The organism is Rummeliibacillus sp. JY-2-4R (genome assembly GCF_053847205.1).
Genome location: NZ_CM132623.1, coordinates 2,857,912 through 2,879,723 on the forward strand (window position 1 = coordinate 2,857,912; position 21,812 = coordinate 2,879,723).

21 protein-coding genes and 1 tRNA gene are annotated in these 21,812 nt (G+C 33.6%); 2 read left to right on the top strand and 20 right to left on the bottom strand.

Annotated features, from left to right (window positions below):
• Window positions 1–239 precede the first annotated feature (239 nt).
• The 3 genes from ACWV26_RS14005 to ACWV26_RS14015 form a co-directional block, all read right to left on the bottom strand.
• Window positions 240–1,631 carry a hypothetical protein gene (locus ACWV26_RS14005; protein ID WP_455895346.1) on the bottom strand — a complete coding sequence of 464 codons (1,392 nt, stop codon included), beginning with the start codon at window positions 1,629–1,631 and terminating at the stop codon, window positions 240–242.
• A 112-nt stretch (window positions 1,632–1,743) separates the two neighbouring features.
• A complete protein-coding gene (locus ACWV26_RS14010) occupies window positions 1,744–2,070 on the bottom strand; it encodes a hypothetical protein (protein ID WP_455895347.1) in 327 nt (108 codons plus the stop codon).
• Window positions 2,071–2,137: 67 nt separating this feature from the next.
• Window positions 2,138–4,123: an FRG domain-containing protein gene (locus ACWV26_RS14015; protein WP_455895348.1), complete on the bottom strand. Its 1,986-nt coding sequence runs from the start codon at window positions 4,121–4,123 to the stop codon at window positions 2,138–2,140.
• 114 nt (window positions 4,124–4,237) lie between these two features.
• Here ACWV26_RS14015 and ACWV26_RS14020 point away from each other — a divergent pair, with 114 nt between their 5' ends.
• On the top strand, window positions 4,238–4,849 hold the full coding sequence (locus tag ACWV26_RS14020; protein ID WP_455895349.1) for a DUF1643 domain-containing protein: 612 nt from the start codon (window positions 4,238–4,240) through the stop codon (window positions 4,847–4,849).
• Between the two features lie 640 nt (window positions 4,850–5,489).
• On the opposite strand, the gene ACWV26_RS14025 is transcribed toward ACWV26_RS14020, so the two are convergent.
• From ACWV26_RS14025 to ACWV26_RS14055, 7 genes are all read right to left on the bottom strand, one after another.
• The gene (locus ACWV26_RS14025) at window positions 5,490–6,464 is read right to left on the bottom strand and encodes a toll/interleukin-1 receptor domain-containing protein (protein ID WP_455895350.1); all 975 of its coding nucleotides are present in this window, start codon (window positions 6,462–6,464) and stop codon (window positions 5,490–5,492) included.
• A 1-nt stretch (window position 6,465) separates the two neighbouring features.
• Window positions 6,466–6,975 (bottom strand): hypothetical protein, encoded by a 510-nt coding sequence (locus ACWV26_RS14030; RefSeq protein WP_455895351.1) that lies wholly within the window; start codon window positions 6,973–6,975, stop codon window positions 6,466–6,468.
• Window positions 6,976–7,098: 123 nt separating this feature from the next.
• Window positions 7,099–8,337: an HNH endonuclease gene (locus ACWV26_RS14035; RefSeq protein ID WP_455895352.1), complete on the bottom strand. Its 1,239-nt coding sequence runs from the start codon at window positions 8,335–8,337 to the stop codon at window positions 7,099–7,101.
• A gap of 182 nt (window positions 8,338–8,519) precedes the next feature.
• The gene (locus tag ACWV26_RS14040; protein ID WP_455895353.1) at window positions 8,520–10,292 is read right to left on the bottom strand and encodes a DUF262 domain-containing protein; all 1,773 of its coding nucleotides are present in this window, start codon (window positions 10,290–10,292) and stop codon (window positions 8,520–8,522) included.
• Window positions 10,293–10,295: 3 nt separating this feature from the next.
• A complete protein-coding gene (locus ACWV26_RS14045; protein WP_455895354.1) occupies window positions 10,296–11,606 on the bottom strand; it encodes a DUF262 domain-containing protein in 1,311 nt (436 codons plus the stop codon).
• 64 nt (window positions 11,607–11,670) lie between these two features.
• The gene (locus ACWV26_RS14050; RefSeq protein ID WP_455895355.1) at window positions 11,671–11,796 is read right to left on the bottom strand and encodes a hypothetical protein; all 126 of its coding nucleotides are present in this window, start codon (window positions 11,794–11,796) and stop codon (window positions 11,671–11,673) included.
• A 372-nt stretch (window positions 11,797–12,168) separates the two neighbouring features.
• Complete coding sequence (locus tag ACWV26_RS14055; protein WP_455895356.1) at window positions 12,169–13,233, bottom strand: hypothetical protein; 1,065 nt, start codon at window positions 13,231–13,233, stop codon at window positions 12,169–12,171.
• 198 nt (window positions 13,234–13,431) lie between these two features.
• On the opposite strand from ACWV26_RS14055, the gene ACWV26_RS14060 reads away from it, so the two are divergent.
• The gene (locus ACWV26_RS14060; RefSeq protein WP_455895357.1) at window positions 13,432–14,547 is read left to right on the top strand and encodes a site-specific integrase; all 1,116 of its coding nucleotides are present in this window, start codon (window positions 13,432–13,434) and stop codon (window positions 14,545–14,547) included.
• 159 nt (window positions 14,548–14,706) lie between these two features.
• Here the strand turns inward: ACWV26_RS14060 and ACWV26_RS14065 are convergent.
• The 10 genes from ACWV26_RS14065 to ACWV26_RS14110 all read right to left on the bottom strand — a co-directional run bounded on the left by ACWV26_RS14065 (window position 14,707) and on the right by ACWV26_RS14110 (window position 21,551).
• Window positions 14,707–14,780: transfer RNA gene (locus ACWV26_RS14065), tRNA-Arg, on the bottom strand.
• 73 nt (window positions 14,781–14,853) lie between these two features.
• Window positions 14,854–15,354 carry a metallophosphoesterase gene (locus ACWV26_RS14070; protein WP_455895358.1) on the bottom strand — a complete coding sequence of 167 codons (501 nt, stop codon included), beginning with the start codon at window positions 15,352–15,354 and terminating at the stop codon, window positions 14,854–14,856.
• 11 nt (window positions 15,355–15,365) lie between these two features.
• Complete coding sequence (locus ACWV26_RS14075; protein ID WP_455895359.1) at window positions 15,366–15,959, bottom strand: XTP/dITP diphosphatase; 594 nt, start codon at window positions 15,957–15,959, stop codon at window positions 15,366–15,368.
• Between the two features lie 88 nt (window positions 15,960–16,047).
• Window positions 16,048–16,842: a glutamate racemase gene (racE, locus tag ACWV26_RS14080; RefSeq protein ID WP_455895360.1), complete on the bottom strand. Its 795-nt coding sequence runs from the start codon at window positions 16,840–16,842 to the stop codon at window positions 16,048–16,050.
• Window position 16,843: 1 nt separating this feature from the next.
• Complete coding sequence (locus ACWV26_RS14085; RefSeq protein ID WP_455895361.1) at window positions 16,844–17,314, bottom strand: MarR family winged helix-turn-helix transcriptional regulator; 471 nt, start codon at window positions 17,312–17,314, stop codon at window positions 16,844–16,846.
• A gap of 74 nt (window positions 17,315–17,388) precedes the next feature.
• Window positions 17,389–17,607 carry a helix-turn-helix domain-containing protein gene (locus ACWV26_RS14090; RefSeq protein WP_119415556.1) on the bottom strand — a complete coding sequence of 73 codons (219 nt, stop codon included), beginning with the start codon at window positions 17,605–17,607 and terminating at the stop codon, window positions 17,389–17,391.
• Window positions 17,608–17,702: 95 nt separating this feature from the next.
• On the bottom strand, window positions 17,703–18,158 hold the full coding sequence (locus tag ACWV26_RS14095) for an acyl-CoA thioesterase (RefSeq protein WP_455895362.1): 456 nt from the start codon (window positions 18,156–18,158) through the stop codon (window positions 17,703–17,705).
• A 192-nt stretch (window positions 18,159–18,350) separates the two neighbouring features.
• Window positions 18,351–19,124, bottom strand: a complete 774-nt coding sequence (gene sdhB / locus ACWV26_RS14100) for a succinate dehydrogenase iron-sulfur subunit (RefSeq protein WP_455895363.1) — start codon at window positions 19,122–19,124, stop codon at window positions 18,351–18,353.
• Between the two features lie 2 nt (window positions 19,125–19,126).
• Window positions 19,127–20,878 (bottom strand): succinate dehydrogenase flavoprotein subunit, encoded by a 1,752-nt coding sequence (gene sdhA, locus ACWV26_RS14105; RefSeq protein ID WP_455895364.1) that lies wholly within the window; start codon window positions 20,876–20,878, stop codon window positions 19,127–19,129.
• 64 nt (window positions 20,879–20,942) lie between these two features.
• Entirely contained in the window at window positions 20,943–21,551 is a 609-nt protein-coding gene (locus ACWV26_RS14110; RefSeq protein ID WP_455895365.1) for a succinate dehydrogenase cytochrome b558 subunit, read from the bottom strand.
• Window positions 21,552–21,812: the final 261 nt, after the last annotated feature.

Here is a 21,812-nt window from a genome sequence, read left to right on the forward strand (position 1 = left end):
ATATAAATATACGATCTTTTTATAGTTCCTGATAAAATCCGTTTATCAACATTAAAATATTCCCTCGTGATGCGACTAATTTCGGTTGCACTGGAAACCCCATTAAGTACTAATGAAAAAGCAATTTCAGCAATCGTTGCATTCGAGACCCTAGTAAATATTTAGTGCTTTCAAGGATCCTTTGTCACTTGGCATCTCTTTCCACTAATATTATTTCTCATTAGAATACAATAGTATTTTTACCAGCGATGTTCATTCTTCTTTAATGACTTCTGCTCTTCACTTTTCTCATACTCCCTACGCCCTAATAACTCATCTTCTCGAGCTACAATCGGATCAAACCAGTCAGCCTTCTTCTTAGCCCAATCAATCCACGCTAAGAGATCACCACTAACAGCTTTTTCGCAAAAAGCGTTTTCAACTGCATTGATATATGATCTAATTCTACAAGCTTTCTCATAATCGAGTGCTTCATTTTCTAACACAATTGTCCGCTTAACTTCGTCATTATATAAATTGCGTCTTTCTTCCTTTAATCTAGCCTCTTTTTCACGTTTACGAGCTGCCTCTTCAAGTACTTCGCGCTCAATTCGAACCACTTCAGATTCTTCATATAACTCTATTAACATATCTCCAAGCCTGGATTCTATCTTTGAATTGTCTGTATCTTTGAAATATTTACCTTTACGAATACTTACTCTGAGCCTTCCATTGAAAACATAGTCATACTTACGAATCTTTGGTTCAGATGCCCAGGTATGCCGACGTTTAGCATCCTCATAGACAATTAAAGCTTGTGCTTCTTGCTTTGTAATTTCATGTTTGATTTCATCCTGAAACTCCACAACTTCAATGCTGACTCGCTCATTTCTGATTTGAAGTGAAAGGTCGTCATTGATAGAACCACCTAGACTTTCTACTTGACGAAATAATGCATCAAGTATCCTGAACATACGTGGAAGAGATTCACTTGAAATAACTCCAGCTAGAAAAGGTGGGCGATTGGAAAAATTCTTGTAGCTCCTTTGCGCCCCTTGAGTTTTTGTGTCTTTTTTATTCCAATCCTTTATCACAGCTTTGTATGCATTTATTTTTTTATGTACTTTTGAATTTTCAGCAGATACCTTCATTCCTACCACTGTCAGTAATACTTTATCTCTCTCTTCTCCTGATAAAAATGAAAGTGATACTGATGACCTAACACTTTGCTTAACACCATCAATAGTACTTGCCCCAATTATCTCAGTTACTCCTATTGTCTCGAGTATTGGTAGACCAGTAGAAGCATCTACCATAGACTGCCTATCTGTTATTTCATCTTGATTCAGCACTTTTTGATCAAAAGTATCTGTAGTAGCTACAGTACGTTGAATGCGCTTTTTAGTAGAACTTAACGTCAGGACAACTTCCTCTTCTAATGAATCTGGTAATGGAGTTTTAATAACAAGTTTCCCAGATCTCAATTTTGTCCAGTATCCTGATGGAGGGATTGGAATATCAGACTCTTTGCATAACTTTATCATCTTGGCATATGGTACATTATATTTTTTTGCTACACCGGCCACGGAAATTTCCCAGATCTCATTATATAACTGTTGCCTTAGTAGAATTGTATCTTGTTCTTCAGTCATAGCAATTCCTCCTCTCCTTAATCTTTCGAGTCATTTACCACTTTCTTACTTGCCTGTATAGATTCCTCACCCCAAGAAAGCGAATACGCGAATTCAAACAATTTTATACTTCCTATTCCTCGTCTTCGCTTAATATAAAAAGCAGGTCTTTTTTCATTTCTTCGAATTGTGAAATAATGGCATCAAGATTCTTTTCAATGTTTTGAACTTGAACATTAGTTATCTTTCCATGCTTATAAGCAATAAGCCTCTCATCGATAATTTGATAACTCCAGCTCTCAGAAAACTTGTCTTCATTTTTTATGGCAAACCCAATAGGTAGAAGATTGTTCCTCATTCCAATACTAACAGCCATCGGCGATATTCCTAAATAATCTGCTGCTATTTTGCATGTTATTTTTGGGAAACGTCTTATTTCATCATCTGTATATTTACCCATGTTTCTCCCCCATGATTACTTGATAAAAGTTAGAAAAATTTAGATCAATCCAATCAATCAAAATAGTCTAAATTTTAAACTTCTTATAATAGTTGATAGTAGGTCCAATACCATTCCTGTCAACATATTCTCCATCTAAGTTTTCATATTCCAAACCAGCTTTACTTACAAATTTTTTATCTTGAACCGATGGTATTGAAAGTGAAATATTAGCTTCATATACACCTTCCAAATAGCCTTCACCTTTTCTACTGAATAATCCAAAATCAAAATTCCCATCTATAACATAAGCTTTACTTTGCCCAAGTAAATCCCCTTCATTATTTCTTATCGAAATCATTAATGAAGCCTTATCGAAAAGGTTAGTAGTCCCTTTTGCCGTAATTATATTATTTTCATTTTTAGATATTTCTAGATCAAACCATACTTTTAATGCATCTGGATTTATCGGAATGGTTTGTGAATATTGATATTCCTTTTTAGGATATTCCTTCTTAGCAAGACTTTCATATTCAGAATCCGAAAGACCAATCTTTTGTTTCCAACATTCTGATTGCCCTTTGATAGCATCAAAATTCTTTTTTAGTTCACGAAAGCATGTCGAAAACTGGTATATCTTGTCTTTCTCATGAAGATCATCTCTATTTAACAACCCTACAACATGATCAAGTTGTAAAGAAAATTCATGGTAATTGTTCAGATATTTATTGAAACTATCATCTCTTGAAAGACCAAAGTCACCAAATTGAATATATGACTTTGTAATTAACTTCCTATATCTTTCAGCAAGGTCTTTCAATTGGCATTGATCGTTATGCTCATAAGCTTTCAACATCTCAATATATATGGATTTTATCTTTTCAAAAGTCTTCATATTATTAGTGTATAAAATTTTATCCTCACTAAAAACATTTTCAGAATAATAGTCTGCTAATGTACTGTATGATCTTTCCAATACCCAACTGATATCATTTTCATCAATTGCACCTATTTCAATCGGTTTATGTCTTTTATCAAGTGTAGGTTTTATCCACTGTCCTCTTACTATCCAATTTCTCATAATATAATCATCGCCTGATTTAGCGATGTAAATCCATATTACATCATATTTGCCTTTGTTCTGCTCAATAATTTCCCTACCAATAAGCTTTATTTCTTCAATAAGTAACACTTTGTTTAGAATTCCAATTACAGATATTCTTTTAGCACCAAAATTTGATAATTCTTTAGATTCAAGAATACTGTAAGTCCCATCTGGTGAGAAGTTGATTGACTTATACTTTTCTTTCAAGTAATCAGCTACTGATGGCAACTCAGGATAAATTGTGGTTTCATTTATATTGTATTTTTCATCCAATTCTCTTTTAACTGCAAGTTTATGTTCATATGGAATTCTAATTAACATTGCAGGAACAATAGTATCAAGAGGGTTAATTGATTTCTTAATAAATTCACCTTCGACATTGTTACCACAAATCGCAAAAGTTCCTCGTTGACTAAACAAACGATCGTTCATTTTTATTAATTCCTCAGTATGTTCGATAAAAGCATTTTCAGATGCATATTTCAAGACCTCTTCCTCAGTGATAGTTTCTCCATACTGACTAAGGAAGGATGATTTGATGATTTCTATTTCGTATGAATCCAAAGTAGCAAGGAGCGCCAATAACTTAACCTTTTTATCTCTAAGAGAATGTTTTTGTTGTACATAAACATATACATTACCTGACGAAGTGCTATTTAAGTTTTGGACTGCAAAAAAAAGAGCAATTAAAGGATCCACGCTTAGGTCAATTAATCTTGTAGGTATCCCATAATGTTGCATTTTCGAAAGGTACTCAATGGGTTCTGTCAAACCGTCAAATTCAATGGATTTCATTTTAATGGATTCTTGATAAATAGCATATTCATTTTGAACATAGCCCTGGTTTCTAGAAAGGCTGGAAGTTATGCTTTTGTGTTTTTCAGACTGTCCCCTATAAAACACATTTGGATATTGCTTATATTTTTCGATAATATTCAGAAATTCCTCAATACTATTTGCTTGTTCCATGTTATTTGCCTCCTAAAGAATGCATTTTTTGCTCAAAAAGCTTGAATTTATTTTCTCATTATTCTAATAATATCGTAAGATTGTGTTAAGAAAAAATTTTTATGGGGTGATGATTTGAAAACCGTTTACTTTTCTAATTTTATTGAAGTGGAAAATATTGAGATGAATCCTAAACTTTTTGATTCAAGTGAAAAGACACTCCATCGTTTTTCAATTACGATACCTTTTCGTAATCGAAAAGATGGCGGGCATGCCATTGTAATTTTAAAAAATCCAAGTAATGCAGGTAAGGAAGATACTGGAGGAAGAAGGGTTTCAGATGATACAATTTATAAGGTTACAGATTATCTTTATAAATTAGGAAGTGTCAATAAGGTAACCATTGTTAATTTATTTACGATGGTCAGTGGTACATCAGATTATTTAAAAGAATACATAGGAACGGATGATGAGTTGAAATATCAAAAATACAATAATGAAGTGTTATTGCAATTATTATCCAATTTTAATTTTGAAAAAGATATCATTATTGCAGCTTGGGGTAATTATAAACCTTTACTTGAGAGTAAATATAAAGAAAGAATACGCCAGGTTGTAAAACTAATTGGGGATAAACCACTTTATCGTGTTGGCCCAATGGTAAATAATAATAATTATCCAGGTCACGGTAAATATTGGTATGACTATGAAGACATTTCCCCATACCCATCAAATGCAGTGAGATAAGTTGAATAGAATCATAACACCTAAATTTCCGACTTCATCTCGATTCCTAACATAATTGAAACCCTTGAATATGCCATTAATAAGCCATTTTCAAGGGTTTCAATTATATTTATCTCCTCGTGTCCCATATGTGTCAAAATTCACTACATCGATCCGTTTCTTATTTGAATCAACATCCGCAACTAGATTTTTTACAATAAATACAACCGTAGCTTCCTCTGATTTCATATAGTCGAAATACTATGCTAATACATCTTCATTGTTGTAGTTTTCCATTCTTCCTAACCCCTCCAAAATAATAAAAGCCACCAGTAGATAAATACGAATCCTAAATAAGGATTGTATGAATCTACTGGTGTCTATAAAATTGAATTTTATTTATCAAATAAGTAACTTATTTGAACGCCATCTTTAGCAGAATACTAAAGAAAATTTTAATTTGTTAGTTCTAAGATAACATATTTGTTAAATTACGGCAATTTGAAATCACTTTTTATTTCGACAAATATTAAACGAGCTAGGCATTAGCTATCTCAAGCCAAGCTACTGCTTCACAATGTGGTGGGTGCTGAGGGTGGTGCAAAATATTAATAAAGATGTAGTTAGAACACCTTACTCAATTATAAACAACTTAAAATTCTTACCTTAAGTAAGGCAAAATACTTGAGGTATATATTTCAGTAATTACATCATCCAATGTCATATTTTTATTTTGCGTCATCATATTCATAGGCATAGAAAATGTAAATTGATTACCTTCTGAAATTTCTAATGAAATATATCCATTAGTACTGTTATCGTTACTAACACTTACATGATTCCCTAAATAATATTGAATCACTTTTACAGAAGATCCTCCAAATGAATCTAACCATAATTTTAATTTATGAACTAGTTTACCGTTTATATAAAATTCATAAATCACTTTAAATTCGTGAACTTTATTTTCTTCAAATTCAAAGACAGGATTTTCTTTAGCAATATTGGTAAAGATTCCTTTTATTTGTTTGTTAAGTTCATGATACGACTGATTCATATATTTATTTTTATCTAAATCACTTACCTTATTAAAGCTAGGTATTTTTAAAGTTGAAGAATTGCCTGTACTTTGTAATCCGGGAACCTTTGGTTGCCTGATTCGTTTCTCTCCAACTTCACCAATGTCATATTTAGGAGTTCTCTGCAAGCGATATATTAAATCATCTAAAGAAGATTCAAACTCTTCATTTGAAAAATCAATATAATGGTATCCTTTCAAATAAAATGGGACCTTTTTAGAAACAATATTTGGTTGTTTTGTAACCATTATTACCTTATCTCTATTTTCGTTAATCACTGATAAGAGTAATTCAGTTTCAAATCCTACTCCACCAGCAAATTCATCTGCTTTTTTTACATAGTTTTCTGTAACAACTACAATAACAAAATCATCATTTTTAATGCGTTCAACCATCATTCGATTTAAATTAATTGTATTTTGCGATGTGATATACTGATCGTATGTTGCATTGTAGCCTTCATTTCGTAAACGTCTTACTAAATAAGCAACCCATTCTTGATGTTCTTGAGAATCCCAACTATAACTAACAAAAACATTTTCTCGTTCTTTTTGCATTCTAAACTCCTCCAATATGGTGCGTTAATGAAATAATATCAATCTCCTCAAAACGATCTATGTAAATAAAATCCAACTGGCTAGATTGATTATAAAATATCACATTTTTCAATTCAGGTCTTAGAAAATCATTCTCTATTTGAATATTCATTTCTTTAGCCGTATGAAGCAGCATCTCAAATAGAATAGCTAGTTCTTTTATATTTTCAAACTGCCCTATCGAATGACTTGTAAAATATTTCCTGCAAAATAATGCCCAGGCTTTAGTAAATAATTGAATCTGTGGTTCGTAGTAAGTTGTTCTCTCATATTCGTATGGCCCTAAATAATTTTTTTGAACTAGCACCCCATCATTTAAATCAACAAAATCAGTTTTTATTAAATTACCTTTATAGTGAATAACCCATTTTAGTTCACTACTATCTTTAGTCACTCTTTTTATGAAATCTCTATATTGTAGTTTTTTTAGTAAATAGTCCATTACTTGTGCTTCACAAAGAGAAACAATCACATCTTCACCTCATTCAAATATTTATATATCCTTTTTAGTAATGCTTATCTTTTTCCTAATAGCTACAAGCCGTATACATTTCAAATAATGATTGCCTTCATCTAGGCCTGCATAGAGTTAATGCTAACTATAGTAGGTAATTAGATCCCGTAACGAAATGCGAATCCCACACTTACGTAATCGATCTTTTCTACTATTATATAATTCTTCAACAATCTGTTTCTTTTCTTCTAAGGTCGCATGATGAATTCGTTTATGGCAAATTGGACATAAAGAAACGATATTTGCTTCTACATCTAAGCTATATTTAAATTTATCTTGATATTCCATTGGAACTAAATGATGCGCTTCCACGTAATTTTGTCCGGTAACTTTAGAATTAAAATATGTATGTGATTGGTCATATTCACATTTGTAACTTGCTAGCATAATCGCCTTTTTTGCAGTAACTCCACTTCGCAACCAATGCTGTTTCTCCTTACCCCTACTAATTTTCATTGGATTCACCGGTTTATCTTCAACATCGAAAGAATTCACTTCCATTTTTTCAATATCATCTTGATAAGCATCTTCATCTACCCTACTCATTGAAAATTGGATATTCTTTTCAATTAATAGAAACATAAAATCTTTGTAACCATCAATATTTAAGTTTTGTTGTGAATTTTTAAACCCTATAAAGTCCTTCCATACACTCTTCATATCACTATCATTTAATGGAGGGAATATCGCTATCGAGGAAGGAATAAATTTATAATAACCACTATAACCACCATCTATCACCGATTCGTACATTATTTTTGAATCTAATATTGCCGCCGCAATAATATGTGCTTCATATTGAAATAAAACTAATGTACCTTTGCCCGCATTCATTCCTTTTTTAAAATTATAAATCCTATTTGGCAGTACATCTTCAAACCAACCTTGTACTTCGGAAATATTTTTATTCTTAAACTCAGGATCGTTATTAGACATAGGCAAAATACGTATAGTATTTATTTGTGAATATGGGAAGATATCCTGTAAATACAATGGATTAATTTGGACTATCTCATTTCCATATATATTTTTCCAAGAATGATTATTCCGATTAGCATCGTTTACTAATTTTGTAAATTCATCCTTTACTTTATTTTTTTTGAAAATAAAATAATCACGTCTTTTTTGACCACTGAACATACTTGTCATTGCATAATTGTATGATTCAGCTTTCAATAGACCTGATGATTCTTTTGAAAGAATTGTTCCAATTTCAGAAACTGTATACTCTTTCCGAAAGTAATTGGTGTTATTACTAATAAAACTTAAAAGAAGTTTGAAAAGTTTATCTGCATTTGCATTCCCTTTCATTACTGACATTTTCAAATCCTCCTAGTGTATTTCCAAAATTAACTTAGTTAATAATTTCTTTTACAGTACTTCAAATTTCAACACTACGTCTAAACGAAAGATGCCTACTTTTACATAGATATCTTTTCAAAAATTACAATGATACTAAACATCAATTGTTTTTGTTCATCATTCACGAAAGTTCCTACCTGTTATTTTTCTAAAATTCGGAACATTTCCTGTTGATGTTTTTCAGCTTTGACTTTTGTCCAAGTATCTCCGTTAGTCATTGCTTTCATAATTTTTAGCTTCAAGCTTTGACTAATAATGTCATCATATTGGATTTTACCTTCAGGCGGCATATTAGAAAACTTGGAGTTCCCTGAAACTGTAATCAAAGCCAAATTTCCAAAGCAGTTTAAATGTTCGCTATCCCATGCTTCAGTAGCATCTGGATGTTGAGGATAGAAATGTTCAATTGAACTTCTGAATTGGAACTGCCAATCATCACGCAATGGTGATATTATCTCTTTTCCATCAAAACTGTAACCATCACGATAGAGCAAATAATCTAAATATGAAAATATAATTCGTTCAAATCTAAAATCACTACGATTTCGATAATCAGAAGCAATAACTTTTTCCTTACAATATCCTTCAAGTAAACAAATCAGATTTACAGATTCATTCTTTAACAATTCAGCTAATAGCAAAGTTATCCAATGCATTGTTTTTGGTGACGTATAGGTGATACGTAACGCCGATTGTAATGTTCGAAGCTTCTTATTTGTGCTGTCTTCATCGCCAAATGTGCCAACGTAGTTAGGTTTACCCCCTTTTTTATCAGTGTATTTTTCCAAGCGTTGAAGTGACCATTTTCCTGATTCTTTATAATCACGTGCAAATTCGCGTTTCAAAATATATTTATCAAATAAAACTCTGCATTTAAGCAAATAATATAAAAATTCTTTTGCTTTTTCAGTTGTTGACCAAGCCCAGGATAAATTATCTAAAAAGTTCTTATCATCTAAACTAGAATCCTCTTCTCCTAATTCACGTACTACAGCATTGACCTGAAGTAAAAAATTCGGAAATGAAATCGTTGATTCGAATCGTTCATTTTCCATATCGTTACCTTTGCTAGGATTGTTTAAATTCAATAGTTTATTTTCAACGAGTATATCCTGTAATGTCTTTTTATCAGAATTGCCTCCATCACCAGTTATCCTATCTTTGACTGCATCGAAGTCTTGCAATGTATTTTGTAAACTAGTCCAATCATTAGTAAATAAATTTTGGCGCACGGATGCATCAAAATTCATCTGTACGTATGAATTCATGTCAGAACACTTTTCCCAAATCTCTGCTGCCGCCTTCTTCTCATCATTGTTCGACAAGACTTCCAGAAGTTTCGCTTTCGCAATTTCATGCAATTCCAACTGCTCACCACGCGTATTCATGATTTCAAAGTAATGATTCAAATCAATATTTTGTGGTACTTGAACTCTAATCAAAAATACTTTTTTCAACTTTGTAACGAATTCAGTTTTATCAAGTTGTTTATTGTTAAAGTAGTCATTTATAATTTGAAATCCTTTGACAATCTCTTTTGCAGTCAACTCTTCCAACAAATCATTGCCAACAGATTCACTCACAAAAGCTAACGTTCTTGCGTATTTTTCACGTGCTTCAAATTTCAAAGCCTCTTTCGCGAATGGCAACCCAAGAAATCTTTCGAGTAGATAAAGAGTGGTTAATCGCTGTTGCCCATCAATCACTTCAAATAGATTATTGTCGGTTTGGTTTACAATCAAATTCCCTAAAAAATAGTTCTCTTTTCCGTGACCGATTGCTCCATCAATATCCTCAATCAGCTGATCTATTTGCTTTTCTTCCCAAGCATAATTTCTTTGATAGATTGGCACTATATAATTGTATTTCATAAAAATATCATAAACAGGTATTATTTTTAAGTCACTAGCCATTCTCTACCACCTATTCCAAGTACATAGCTTTTCGTATATTTTGTTGTATTTTTCTATACTCTTGTCATCCGCTTCTGGTCGTTCTAAAACAATTAGTTTTAATTCTTCAGGTTCCATCATCTCACTAATTTTTGAAAACATATCAAGTCCTGCATTAATTCGGTCATGATTCCCACGGGCATATTTATTGATGGTTTGTGGATACACAGCATTCATAGACAGTCGTAACGAGTAACTCCAAGAATAAAACTGCTGTAATACTGATTTCGTGAGACTATCTATGCCGAATCTGTCAGCAAAGAAAAGTAACACACATTCGTACAACTGCTTAATATAGATGTCTCCAGATCGTTTGCTTGGCACTTCAGTTTCATCATGAAACTGATTAATAACCTTTTGGACTTTCTCAAGCAACTCTCCGTAATGCAATGTATAGTTAAAAAATCGCTTTCCGGCAATCAATGGTTGCGTCAGTTGAAACTGATTTAACTCATTTGATGATAACAGCTCATTACTTCCGCTAGAATTGAACTGTTCTATAAATAAATTACTCGCCTTGTGATAGATGGCATAATTGGAAACATTAGAGCTTTTAATCCCCTTAAAGGCACCAATTTTGCTCGATGAATAACCTAATCCTTCTTTACGCTTGTACCACTGTGTCACAGGGTATAAGTAATTTCTAAATAAATCTCTAAGCTCGTTCTGACTTAAATCTTCCCAACGGTTAATTATTTTCAATTTGATATGTTTATCGTCATTTTCCATCTCACGTAAATGATAGGATTTCAATAAATCATGTGGATCCAATTCTTTTCCTCGAGAATTTTGCGAATCAAAGAATTGGAAAGCTTCTTGTTCACTATCGGTTACAATTTGAACTGTCGTACATTGATTAATAAGATATTCTTTATAGTTTTCAAGTTCATCTTTATCAAGTTCACCAGTACGCTTAGCTAAAATTCTATAATTCATTACAATGGCGTCATTTGACAATTTATTATATTTCTCTTGAAGCAGACTTTGTGTTAAGTCACCTAGACAGTACAACAAGATAGACAAAGTTGTTAAACGTTGTTGTCCATCAACAATGTTGTACTTTGCACCTCCACCTTTCATTTCCTTATGCAAGATTACAGAACCAAGTCGATATTCATTTGTACCTTCTTTAAATGCTCCATAGGTGTCTAAAAACAATGTGTTTGTTGATTGAACACTCCAACTGTATGGGCGTTGATATGATGGCAAGGCTAGTTTTTTATCGAGCAATTCTTGGATTTTCACAATTTTTAGTTCTTCTTCAATTAATGCCATAGCCGCTCTCCCTCGAACCAAGTATTACTACAATTATACCATTAGATAGATATATCAATTTCTTTCATTTAACATCTGATTTTAAATCTTGCACAGGATTCTTTTGCATTTTTAAATTTGCAAGAGGTTTACTGCTTTCAGTCATTAAATCCCATCCTTTCGCAATCTTTACTTCACCACTAATTTTCATAAGACCACTTTACATCTTAAATAAGGCTCTCTAATATTTTCTATAAAAAACCAAATCCCTCTAATTAGGATTTGGTTTTTCAATTTTTATTATTTTAACTCCAACCAAGCAACCGCTTCACTATGTGTAGAGTTTATTAAAATATCTTGGATGCTTAGGTTTAATTATATTGGTCTGGTTCATATTAAGTGGGATTTTGGGAGGTTTTTAATCATTGTAAGGGAACTTTTCATAAAAGAAGGTTATTCAATAATATGGCCCTTTAATTGAATAATCCAAATGAAGTTTTAGGGTTAAAAGAAATATACTATATTAATTAATTTTAGTTATATCAATCTTATTATTAATTTACAGAAAGGTCGTTCGTTATTTTTAAAATAACGATGGTTGAATAACGTTCATTGAAATCGCATCAATCTCTAATTCTTCTTTTGATGGGTAAAAATAGCAATCACCCATACCTGAACTCTCTTTGTCGAAATACAGATTCCCTTTTTCTGCTTCATTCATTAATGCAAGAACAACATCCATATAAATATAAGGTCTTTGTAAAGCTCCTGATAAAATCCGTTTATCAACATTAAAATATTCCCTCGTTATGCGACTAATTTCAGTTGCACTAGAAACTCCACTAAGTACTAATGAAAAGGCAATTTCAGCAATCGTCGCATTAGAAAACTCTAGTAAATGCCTAGTAGTTTCTAGGAATTTCTGTTCCCTGGCTTGTTTTTCTTTTTGTTCTAGTTCATAACGTTCTCTTAATATTTCTTTAGCTTTTAAATAAGCTTCTACTTTTTTGGCTGCTTCTACTCGCTCTGCTTTAAGTTTTTCATTTTTAGCCTTTTCTAATTCTTCAGTGTAGTATTTATTGACCTTTTGTTCAATTTTTTTGATATGTCGATTTAACAAAGGAATCTGATATTCTACATGTTCATTTATGTTTTTAGGTAATTCAATTTCTTCTGGAATTTCCTCTAATATTTCATATCCATAATCATCATCTTTGATCTTAACCAATAGTTCATCCAGCTCATAATCTATAGTTTTTAATCCAGCTATTACTGCTTCTATATCTTTTATAGGCAGATTTAAGAATGCTCTTAAATGGTCCTTACCATATGTAATCGTTTTATTTGTTCTCTTATGTTGAACAGTGAACATAAATCGTAAGGTGATACCGCAAGCACATTTTCCTAAACGATTCCCTGGACCAAAATCAACGTAATCAATAATATCCCAATCCTCTACGTTTCTTTCATCCTCTTGTAAATCAATATCTACAGATCTAATTGCTTGTACTTTTTCTTCAACCATAATATTACCAAAAATCGTTCTTCTTCCACGCTTTACTTTATTTAATAAATAATCTTTTTGTTCAGGTGTAACAAGTGATAACAATTCATTTCTCTCAGCTTGAGATAATGGTTCAAATAACATATAGTACCCCCTAAATTAATTAGATTTTCTTAATTTTACCATATTAATCTAATAAAATAGTATTAGGAATTAGAGGATAATTATTATGTTGAAACCATTTATTTTATATCAACAATTTTAATCAACTTCAAACTCTCAATTGTCAAACATTTGTTCTAAATCTATACTATTTTTATACCAATAAAAGGAGGAAATAGTATGGCTAGCTACACAAAGCGCGGTAATTCTTGGCAATATACCATCAGCCGCATAATAAACGGTAAGCAAAACCCAATTCGTAAAGGAGGATTTCGAACAAAAAAAGAAGCACAAGAAGCAGCTTTACTGATGGAACTTGATTTAAAAAACGGAGTACTTGATCCACAAAAAGAATATCCCATTGAAAAATACTTTATGGAATGGTACAAGACATATAAGAGAGATATATCGAATATAACCCTTAACTCATATAAAGCATCCCACAATAAACTTCTAAAATATTTTGGGGATAAAGCCATTCAAAATATTACCAAACGTGAATACCAACAGTTCCTTAATAGTATGGGAGAGCAATTTGCTAAAACAACAAATCGTAAAATGAATGGTTTTATTCGAACTTGTATAAGAGAGGCAATAGATGAAGGTTTAATTAAAACAGATTTTACTCGCAATGTTACGATAACAGGATTGGCAAGTAAAAAAAGCTCTGAAAAATTTTTAGATTATGAGGCAAGTCGACAATTACTAAATTATTTACACAATCATCTTAATAATGGATTGGAATATTTAATGCTGATTGTTGCATTAACATCAGGTATGCGGTATGGAGAATTAGTTGGGTTATCCATTGAAGATATTAACTTTAAAGAGAATACCATTAAAATCTATCGACAATGGCGCTATAAAGAAAATGGTGGATTCGGTCCGTTGAAAAATGAATCATCTGAACGTACAATTGGATTAGACAAGAAGACAATGTACATCTTAAAGAAACGGGTACTTAAAATTAAAAACCATCCGCAAAATGAAAATCACTTGGTGTTTTATGCACCAGATTCACCTATTCAAGTCATTACAAATGATCGTTTAAATGATGTGTTAAGAGCTTCTATAAAAAAACTAAAAATCAAACCTGTTATTACGGTACATGGTTTACGTCATACTCACGCTAGTGTTCTACTTTATAAAGATATTTCTGTTCTGTATGTTAGTGAGAGACTTGGTCATGCATCGATTGATATCACCACTTCTACTTACGCACATCTTTTAAAAGAACTTCGTGAACGGGATTCTTCAAAAACTATCTCAATCTTTGAGGAACTACTCGATGAATAAACTCTGGTGTAAAAGTGGTGTATAATGTGTATAAAAAAGCGACTTTTCATTCGGATTCTTTCTATTTCTTCAAAAACTAAAAAATGCCCCAAACCTTGTTATATCAAGGCTTGACGCATCTTCTTATCGGTTCAAACTTCTTCTATCTGAACCCTTCGATGTCCCAGGAGGGATTCGAACCCCCGACCGTACGCTTAGAAGGCGTATGCTCTATCCAGCTGAGCTACTGAGACAGGTTGCTTGCCTGATGTATTATCAGGACAATATTTATTATAGCAACATATAAGAAAATGTCAACACATTTTATTAAAATAATAAAGTTTTTTCTTCAATTACATTTTTTTCTTCTGTATAAAATATTATATGCCAACCGTGATCTATATTTTCAATGATTGCATAACTTTTTTCTTTTCTTCCTCTAGGAAGTAAGAGGCTTCCTGGATTCACATATAAGATTCCATCAACTAGCTCGACACCAAGTACATGTGAATGGCCAAATAAAGCGATATCTGCTTGCACTTCTCTCGCCCGATAGGATAGAGCCATTAAACTAGATTTTACATTCAAAAGGTGACCATGCGTCATGAATATTTTGTAACCACTGATTTCTTCTATTACTTCAGTTGGAAAATCCACATCATGATCACAGTTTCCTCTTACTTTATAAACACCTAGAAGTTCAGGGCTCTGAAATGTCAATTCACTGTCTCCGCAATGAAAAATAGCATCTACATCAGGATTTTGTGCAATGACCTTCGTAATAACCGTTGCATCACTATGCGTGTCGCTCATTACAAGAATTTTCACGATATTCCCTCCTATTTCAGCCAAGATGGTAATTGCTCTGCTAATAGGCGAATGGCATTTCCCCTATGTGAAATCGCACCTTTTTCTTCTGGGGCCATTTCTGCCATTGTACATTTTTTTGATGGTACGTAGAAGATTGGATCGTATCCAAAGCCTTTATCTCCGTGTTTTTCAGTTAGAATGATGCCTTCACAAGTACCAAAAACGGTTTCTGTTTTATGTATTGGACTTGAAACGGCTAAGCAACAACAAAATCTTGCTGTACGTTTTTCTTCAGGAACACCTTCTAAATTTTTTAGCACTTTCATAATATTCGCTTCATCGTCGTGATTTCCTGCATATCTTGCAGAATATACGCCTGGTTCGCCATGTAAAGTATCTATTTCAAGTCCACTATCATCGGCAATGACAATTGTATTTAATCGTTTAGCAACGGCTTCTGCCTTTAATATGGCGTTTTCTTCAAATGTAGTACCTGTTTCTTCAATATCCATATCTGGAGCTACATCAAATAATGTAAGAACTTCAAATCCAAGTGGTGCGAAAATTGCTTCGAAATCTTTTGCTTTCCCTTTATTCTTGGTTGCAATGACTATTTGTTTCATTTTTTGAACCCTCCTGTTTCTTAGTCCATATTACCATTTTAGCCAAAATAAAACCCGTAAAGTTATCTCTAACTGCACGGGCTTATCACTATAGTTTTATTCGTTTAACATTAACTTCATCTAAGGGTAACCAATTACTTGCGATTGATTGAAAAATAGGAACTGAACCTGTTGTATAAAAAAGGTATTCAGGGGATTTTTTAATAGTTCTCTCTATTTGTTGGAACTGTAAAATTTCCTTCACATGCTTAGCTGTTTCCTCTGCAGAAGAGACAACATGGACTTGATCGCCCATTACTTCTTCAATTAATCCTTGAATAATTGGATAATGTGTACATCCTAAAATCATAGTGTCAAACTTTGAATCTTTTAATGGTGCTAATGTTTCTTCTACTAAATTTTTAGCAAATTCTCCTTGGTATTCGCCACTTTCAACAAGTGGAACTAATCTAGGGCATGCTAATGCTGTTATATTACTAGAAGAGTATAATGAATACAATGCATTTTCATATGCACCACTTTTGACTGTACCTTGTGTTGCGATTACTGCAATATTATGTGATTTTGTCGCTTTAATTGCTGCCTGTGCCCCTGCATTGATAACGCCTACAACAGGGAAATTGCAATGCTTTTGTAAACCTTCTAAAGCAACTGCTGTGATTGTATTACAAGCAATTACAAGCATTTTAATATTCATCTTTGCAAGTTGATCGACTATTTGCCAAGTAAATTGAATGACCTGTTCCTTCGAACGAGGTCCATACGGGCAACGTGCCGTGTCGCCTATATAGGTTATCGATTCATTTGGTAAATAGCGAAGCATTTCCTTCACAACGGTTAGCCCACCGACTCCTGAATCAATTACTCCAATGGGAGCATTCACTTTAACCGCCTCTATCCTGGTTCATTTCTTTGTATAGTTTGCTTAATAATATTGAAAGAGATTGAACTTCTTCGTTATTAAAATCTTTTACGATATCTGTCAAGTAGTTTTGACGTTGTTCAATTACTTCTTCAATAATTCGTTCTCCTTCTTTAAGCAAATGGATACGAACAACACGACGATCTTGATTATCTCGAATACGTTGTACTAGTTCGTTTCTTTCCATACGATCAACTAAATCAGTTGTCGTACTGAAAGCTAAATACATTTTATTCGAAAGATCACCAATTGTCATGTCTCCTAGCTCATGCAGCCATTGTAGAGCGATGAACTGTGGTGGTGTAATGGTATAGTTACTTAAAATTTCTCGACCTTTTTGCTTAATGAGAGCAGCAATATGTCGAAGCTCTTTTTCTAGTAATGCTATTTGTTCTATATCATGAGTTATATGATGTTGCTCTTGGTTTGACATGTAGCTTTCCACTCCTCAAAAGGATTACTTAATCCTATTGTGAAGCGTTTAATGAAAAATGGCAAGTGTACTTTTTACTCTAAAGTAAACTCCCCTAATCGGATTAATTCGAGCATTGCTTGTGCACGACTAGATACGCCCAATTTCTGAATAGTATTAGAAATGTGATTACGGACTGTTTTTTCACTTATACCTAGCTCCTTAGCAATTTCCTTTGTCGTATAATCCTTCATTAATAAAAGAAATATTTCGTGTTCTCTTTTCGTTAATATTGAATGATGAAAACGACTCATTTACGTGCGCCCCTCCAATCCCCTCACACTGTAAAGTATGTTAAGAATAGGATTGCGGTGACGGCATTTGCCCGATGAATTTTCGGGGAGAATGATTATTTAATTATTTCTATTGGTACATGAGCGAGTTGTTCTTCTTTCCATGGTAGTGATTTCCCTGTTTTCGGGTTAACTTGAACTAGATTACCTCTGCCCGTAAAGCAAATTTCATCTTTTTCATTCATCCCTAAATAGTGCATATCAACTGAAGATTTACCAATCGTAGCAATTTTCACAAATACCCTTAATTCTTCTTCAAGATATACAGGCTTCACATAATCACATTGCATATCGGCAACAACAGCCATAGATTGTGCACCTTCACCGAACCAATTTTCCATCAATCCTAAATGCTTCATGTACTCTATCCTTGCTTGTTCAAAATAAATAAAGGGCACGGTGTTATTCATATGACCATTCATATCTGTTTCTGAAAACCGCATTTTAATTGGAACGAAGAAAGTAAATTCTTGCTTCCATTTTTCAAAATTGTCTATATATTTTTTTTGCATCCGCTTTTCCCCCTTGATAATAAAATGAATCATTATTCATTTTATTATAACAGAAATAGATTTTCTATCAAATGGAAGCATCCCATGGAATTCTCAATTTCGAATTCATTTGTTCTATAGCATATTCAAATTCTTATAAAAATGTAAAAACTCCGTACTAAAATAGTACGGAGTTTCAAAATTTCTAGTTTACTAGTCAACCATGTTATCAGAACCAAAGAAGTTCTTGAACATTTGAACTGTAGTAGCACGGTTTAATGCTGCGATAGAAGTTGTCAAAGGAATACCTTTTGGACAAGCAGCTACACAGTTTTGTGCGTTACCACAGCTAGCAAGACCGCCTTCGCCCATAATAGCGTTTAAACGTTCATCTTTGTTCATAGCACCAGTTGGATGTGAGTTGAACAAACGAACTTGTGATAATGGAGCTGGTCCGATGAAATCTGAATGACTGTTTACATTCGGACAAGATTCTAAACATACACCACAAGTCATACATTTAGATAACTCATAAGCCCATTCACGTTTGCGTTCTGGCATACGTGGACCTTCACCTAAATCGTAAGAACCATCGATTGGAACCCATGCTTTAACTTTTTTCAATGAGTCAAACATGCGACTACGATCGATTTGTAAGTCACGGATTACAGGGAATGTGCTCATTGGTTGTAATTTTAATGGTTGTGTCAATTGGTCAACTAACGCTGAACATGATTGACGAGGACGACCATTGATTACCATTGAACATGCACCACAAACTTCTTCTAAACAGTTCATGTCCCATGCAACTGGAGAAGTGTTTTTACCATCAACAGTTACAGGGTTTTGGCGGATTGCCATTAATACAGAGATTACGTTCATATTTGGACGATACGGAACTCTGAATTTTTCCCAATAAGGGTTAGAGTTAGCATCATCTTGACGTTGAATTTCAACGTCAACATATTTTTGCGCTTCGTTTCCCATGATTAGTGAGCTCCTTTCGTATAGTCACGTTTACGAGGTTTGATAAGTGAAATATCAACTTCTTCGTAGCTGATTTTTGGATCAAATGAAGGTGTGAATTCAGCAATTGTAGTTTTAAGGAATTTTTCATCGTTACGTTCTGGGAAGTCAGGTTTAAAGTGAGCTCCACGAGATTCATCACGAAGTAAAGCACCTTTTGTAATAACATTTGCTAAAGCAAGCATGTTTTTCAATTGACGAGTGAATTGAACACCTTGGTTTGACCATTTAGATGTATCGTTAATATTAACATGGTTCCAACGTTCTTTTAATTCTTGTAATTTTACAAGAGTTTCTTCTAATTGATCGTTGTAACGAACAACAGTAACGTTTTTAGTCATAACTTCACCAAGTTCTTTGTGAAGTAAGTATGCATTTTCGTTACCATCTAATTTTAATACTTCTTCCCATTTAGCTTGTTCTTCTTTAACAGCGTTATCGTACATAGATGAAGAAAGATCATCAACGTGTTTATCAAGTCCTTGGATGTAATGTACAGCATTAGGACCTGCTACGCTACCGCCGTAGATAGCTGAAAGTAATGAGTTCGCACCAAGACGGTTACCACCGTGTTGAGAGTAATCACATTCACCTGCAGCAAATAAGCCAGGAATTGTAGTTTGTTGATCGAAGTCAACCCATAGACCACCCATTGAATAGTGAACTGCTGGGAAGATTTTCATTGGTACTTTGTGTGGGTCATCACCAACGAATTTTTGGTAGATTTCGATGATACCACCAAGTTTAACGTCTAGTTCATGTGGATCTTTGTGAGAAAGATCTAGATAAACTACGTTTTCACCATTAATACCAAGTTTTTGGTTAATACATACGTCGAAGATTTCACGTGTTGCAATATCACGTGGAACCAAGTTACCGTATGCAGGATATTTTTCTTCTAAGAAGTACCAAGGTTTACCGTCTTTATATGTCCAAATACGGCCACCTTCACCACGAGCAGATTCTGACATTAAACGTAATTTGTCATCGCCAGGAATTGCTGTTGGGTGAATTTGAATCATTTCACCATTTGCGTATTTTGCGCCTTGTTGGTAAACGATTGATGCTGCAGAACCAGTATTAATCATTGAGTTAGTAGATTTACCGAAGATGATACCAGGACCACCACTAGCCATGATTACAGCGTCAGCACGGAATGCTTTGATTTCGTGAGTTGTTAGGTCTTGTGCTTTAATACCTTTACATACGCCTTCATCATCAAGAATTACGCCTAGGAATTCCCAGCCTTCGTATTTTGTAACTAATCCTTCAACTTCCCATTTACGAACTTGTTCATCAAGTGCATAAAGAAGTTGTTGACCAGTAGTCGCACCAGCAAATGCTGTACGGTGATGTTGTGTTCCACCGAAACGACGGAAATCTAACAAACCTTCTGGTGTACGGTTAAACATAACACCCATACGGTCAAACATATGGATAATAGATGGTGCAGCATCGCACATTGCTTTAACTGGTGGTTGGTTCGCTAAGAAGTCCCCACCATAAACTGTATCATCAAAGTGGATCCATGGAGAATCCCCTTCACCTTTTGTATTTACGGCACCGTTAATTCCGCCTTGCGCACATACAGAGTGTGAGCGTTTTACCGGAACTAATGAGAATAATTCAACCTCTGTGCCCATTTCAGCAGCTTTCATAGTAGACATTAAGCCAGCTAGACCGCCACCAACGACTATCAATTTGCTTTTAGCCATGTTTTTTTCTCACTCCTCGTTCGAATAGTAATCAAGCGCTTACAAGTGGCCTACTGCTTTTCGATTAAACGAAAGCAAATAGAGCCATTACACCGATTACAGATAACACTACAAAGAAAATCATTGTGATGTAAGTTGCAACTTTTTGTGATTTTGGAGATTGTGTAATACCCCAGCTCACTAAGAATGACCAAATACCATTAGCTAAATGGAATGTAGCTGAAATAATACCTAATGCGTAGAATACTACCATGATTGGGTTTGATAGTACATTAGCCATCATATCATAGTCAACTTCTGTTCCAAGTGCTTTTTGGATACGAGTTTGGAAAATATGCCATGCAATAAAGATTACAAGGAATACCCCAGTAATACGTTGTAATAGGAACATCCAGTTGCGGAATGTACCAAAACGTTTGTTATTTGGTTGAGCAGTAAATGCAATGTACAAACCATAAAATGCATGGAACATTAATGGAATGTAAATGATGAACCACTCAAGGAACCATAAGAATGGTAAGTTCCCCATAAAGTTACTTGCTTTGTTGAATGATTCTGCTCCGTGTGTTGCTTGGAAGTTTAATAACAAGTGTTGCGTCACAAACAATCCTACTGGAATAATTCCAAGAAGAGAATGCAGACGACGCAAATAAAACTCTCGATCTTTCGACAAGACTGTTACCCCCCTTAGTACTAGGAAACAAGTGCGTCACCTTTTTGCCATGCTTTTGTAACTCAGCATCTATTGACTGCTTGCTTCATAATGGTACAATATTATGACAAGTTTATTGTACTCTCAACATCCATTAGCGTCAAGGTAACATAAACTATTTATATCAACCCTTTAGTTCTTTGATATTCTCGAAAAGGTACATAAATTTCTCTTTTAAATCTATTACTTCTTTTCAAGACAAAAATTGGACAAAAATTTATG

Excerpts from the sequence above, each read along its gene's own strand:
- ACWV26_RS14005 (WP_455895346.1), bottom strand. The coding sequence starts at position 1,631 with ATGACTGAAGAACAAGATACAATTCTACTAAGGCAACAGTTATATAAT.
- ACWV26_RS14010 (WP_455895347.1), bottom strand. The coding sequence starts at position 2,070 with ATGGGTAAATATACAGATGATGAAATAAGACGTTTCCCAAAAATAACA.
- ACWV26_RS14015 (WP_455895348.1), bottom strand. The coding sequence starts at position 4,123 with ATGGAACAAGCAAATAGTATTGAGGAATTTCTGAATATTATCGAAAAA.
- ACWV26_RS14025 (WP_455895350.1), bottom strand. The coding sequence starts at position 6,464 with ATGCAAAAAGAACGAGAAAATGTTTTTGTTAGTTATAGTTGGGATTCT.
- ACWV26_RS14035 (WP_455895352.1), bottom strand. The coding sequence starts at position 8,337 with ATGTCAGTAATGAAAGGGAATGCAAATGCAGATAAACTTTTCAAACTT.
- ACWV26_RS14040 (WP_455895353.1), bottom strand. The coding sequence starts at position 10,292 with ATGGCTAGTGACTTAAAAATAATACCTGTTTATGATATTTTTATGAAA.
- ACWV26_RS14045 (WP_455895354.1), bottom strand. The coding sequence starts at position 11,606 with ATGGCATTAATTGAAGAAGAACTAAAAATTGTGAAAATCCAAGAATTG.
- ACWV26_RS14050 (WP_455895355.1), bottom strand. The coding sequence starts at position 11,796 with ATGAAAATTAGTGGTGAAGTAAAGATTGCGAAAGGATGGGATTTAATG.
- ACWV26_RS14055 (WP_455895356.1), bottom strand. The coding sequence starts at position 13,233 with ATGTTATTTGAACCATTATCTCAAGCTGAGAGAAATGAATTGTTATCA.
- ACWV26_RS14060 (WP_455895357.1), top strand. The coding sequence starts at position 13,432 with ATGGCTAGCTACACAAAGCGCGGTAATTCTTGGCAATATACCATCAGC.
- ACWV26_RS14075 (WP_455895359.1), bottom strand. The coding sequence starts at position 15,959 with ATGAAACAAATAGTCATTGCAACCAAGAATAAAGGGAAAGCAAAAGAT.
- ACWV26_RS14085 (WP_455895361.1), bottom strand. The coding sequence starts at position 17,314 with ATGTCAAACCAAGAGCAACATCATATAACTCATGATATAGAACAAATA.
- ACWV26_RS14090 (WP_119415556.1), bottom strand. The coding sequence starts at position 17,607 with ATGAGTCGTTTTCATCATTCAATATTAACGAAAAGAGAACACGAAATA.
- ACWV26_RS14095 (WP_455895362.1), bottom strand. The coding sequence starts at position 18,158 with ATGCAAAAAAAATATATAGACAATTTTGAAAAATGGAAGCAAGAATTT.
- sdhB (WP_455895363.1), bottom strand. The coding sequence starts at position 19,124 with ATGGGAAACGAAGCGCAAAAATATGTTGACGTTGAAATTCAACGTCAA.
- sdhA (WP_455895364.1), bottom strand. The coding sequence starts at position 20,878 with ATGGCTAAAAGCAAATTGATAGTCGTTGGTGGCGGTCTAGCTGGCTTA.